The sequence below is a fragment of the Flavobacterium sp. genome (assembly GCF_044371705.1).
Lineage (GTDB): Bacteria > Bacteroidota > Bacteroidia > Flavobacteriales > Flavobacteriaceae > Flavobacterium.
Map to the genome: position 1 here is coordinate 1 of NZ_JBILTE010000275.1, position 2,556 is coordinate 2,556.

1 protein-coding gene is annotated in these 2,556 nt (G+C 39.1%); it reads right to left on the reverse strand.

All coding sequences use genetic code 11. The features are described 5' to 3' along the window. A partial coding sequence (locus ACIQ2S_RS12915) for a SusC/RagA family TonB-linked outer membrane protein (RefSeq protein WP_396176644.1) occupies positions 1-1,760 on the reverse strand: 1,760 nt, incomplete at its 3' end. Between the last annotated feature and the right edge of the window lie 796 nt (positions 1,761-2,556).

Below are 2,556 nucleotides of genomic sequence, written 5' to 3' on the forward strand. Positions count from 1 at the left end.
TTAGCACCGAAGCGGGAAGAACCATCCCTTCTGTAGCTACCGTTGAAGAAATAGCGGTTTTTAAAGTTGTAAGAAGCAAGTGAATAATAGGAAAGTATTGCGTTTTCACTTCTATTTTCTCTAACAGATGGTATAAAAGGGGCACTTCCCTGGGTAATGCCTGCTCCATTTTGCAGATTCCCTGTCAAACCATAACTGGTGAAACCAAATGTTTGAATTGATCTGTTAACCCACTCATTGTACAAACCAACAGTAAAGTTATGGTCACCGATAGATTTAGCATAATTGAGTGAAGTGGTACCTGTATAACGACTTAGAATGCGGGTGTCTTTATCAAAACGACCTTGGTTACCTACTGCTGCTTGACCAACAACACTAAAGCGAGTAAAGAGCAGTGATTGATCCCAATTTTCAAGATCAACTCCCCAATTGGTCCGGAAGGACAGGCCTTTGGCAATGAAAGGGAGTTTTGCCTCAATGTAAGCATTACTTACGAGCTTAAACTCTTTCGTGCCACGATTGGTTTCGTTCATGTCCTGCACGGGGTTCGGCTGACCTGAAACGAACTGTTGGTAAGTTCCATTTGGATTGAAAGGTCTTTCGTAGGGGTTACTCCAGCGAATGGCATTGAGTGGACTAGCAATACCGGTATTGGCTTCTGTGGTATTTTGATAATTACTCCAGCCAATGTAGGTATTAATTCCAAACCTTAAATTATTACTGGCATTGTGATCGATATTAAAACGACCATTGTATCTGTTCAAACCGGTATTGCGAACGGTTCCAGATTGCAAGAAAAGGCCACCGGATAAATAAAAAGTTGTTTTTTCATTACCGCCACTTGCACTTACTTGGTGGTTGTTAGTGATACCTGTTTGGGTAACTAAATCCTGCCAATTGGTATTGATTCTGCGTAAGCTGTCTAATTCAGTAGTCGTCCATCCATAAGGATTGCCCCGTGCAATTTCATAATCCAATTTTTCCGGGGTTTCCATGAGTTCCAACTTGTTGGTGGGGAACTTGGATTGACCATATTGAGCGTTGTATTCAAATCTGGTTTTACCTGCCTTACCTTTTTTACTCGTAATAACGATAACGCCATTTGCACCTCTTGAACCATACTGAGCAGTAGTGGACGCATCTTTAAGAACAGAGATGGACTCAAAATCATTAGGGTTGAGTGATGAAAAGTTACCTGCGGTTATCTGAACTCCATCCAGGATGTACAATGGTTGGGTAGTTCCATTCACGGAACCAACACCACGAATGGTTACGCTTGCAGCAGCTCCGGGCTGACCTGAGTTAGCTTGAATCAAAGCTCCGGCCGCCTGACCTTGCAACATCTGATCGAATGATCCTATGGGAACATTCTTGATAGCTTCAGCTTTTACTGTAGCAACGGCACCGGTGATCTGTCTTTTCTGGAGCGTTTGGTATCCTGTTACCACGACCTCCTCCAATGATTTATCAGACACCGATAATTTAATGGACAATGGCGAACCTGTAATAGCAGATTGTACCATTTGGTATCCGATGTAAGAAAAGGTGAGTGACTTTGCGTCCCCGGGAACACTAACAGAAAAAGAACCATCAGCATTCGAAGTGCCGATACTCTTGTTGTTGTAATTAATAACAACACCTGCCAGGGGGGACCCATCTTTAACGTCTGTAATCTTGCCGGTTACTGTTTTCGTTTGTGCGAATGCACCAAAGGAAAACAATAGAGCAAAGAATGTAAGAACGAGTGTTAATTTTCTCATTTGCAGTAAATTTTGGGTTGTTGCGAATTTATTTAAATAAAGTGGGCAATAACGAATTGTTAACCTATTTAAATATTTAATCGAAGAAATAAATAAAATAAAATTAAATATTATAAAATGTATTATTAATTGTATATTAATTAATATAGGTTAATAATAAAATTTGAATCACTAGCCCGAGATATATAACAAAAATATATATGTAAGGTAAAATTAGTTTATAAATTGAATTTTTTCATTCAAAGTAAAGTTATTAAACATTCAATTAAATTAAATATGTTTATTGACTATTTTGTTTACGATTGATATATGAAGGTTAAACAAAACGTAATACTTATTTGCAAATAAAATACTTCATGTACACTTTTTGGAGTCAAGAAATTCTGAAAAATTCAGTTGAATCGAATCTTGCTGATTTTTTCAAAGAAATTGAAAATAAATACATAATCAATTAGCAAATCAAGGCAACAGCCCTAAATAAGGAGTTGTAAGCAGGGATTGTCCTCGCTTCGCTCGGACCTTCCGCCAAAGGCGGAGGGCGTCAAGGAAAATAAAATGTTTCATTCTGCTAACGCATCCCTTACATTTTTCATTGCTGTCTCTCGGAGGCACTAAATCATGCGATTGATGAGGGGATTGTCCTCGCTTCGCTCGGACCACTCCCTGCAAAGAAGATAAATTTTTGTCTTTCGATTATTGCAGGGATTGTCCTCGCTTCGCTCGGACCACTCCCTGCAAAGAAGATAAATTTTTGTCTTTCGATTATTATAGGGATTGTCCTCGCTTCGCTCGGACA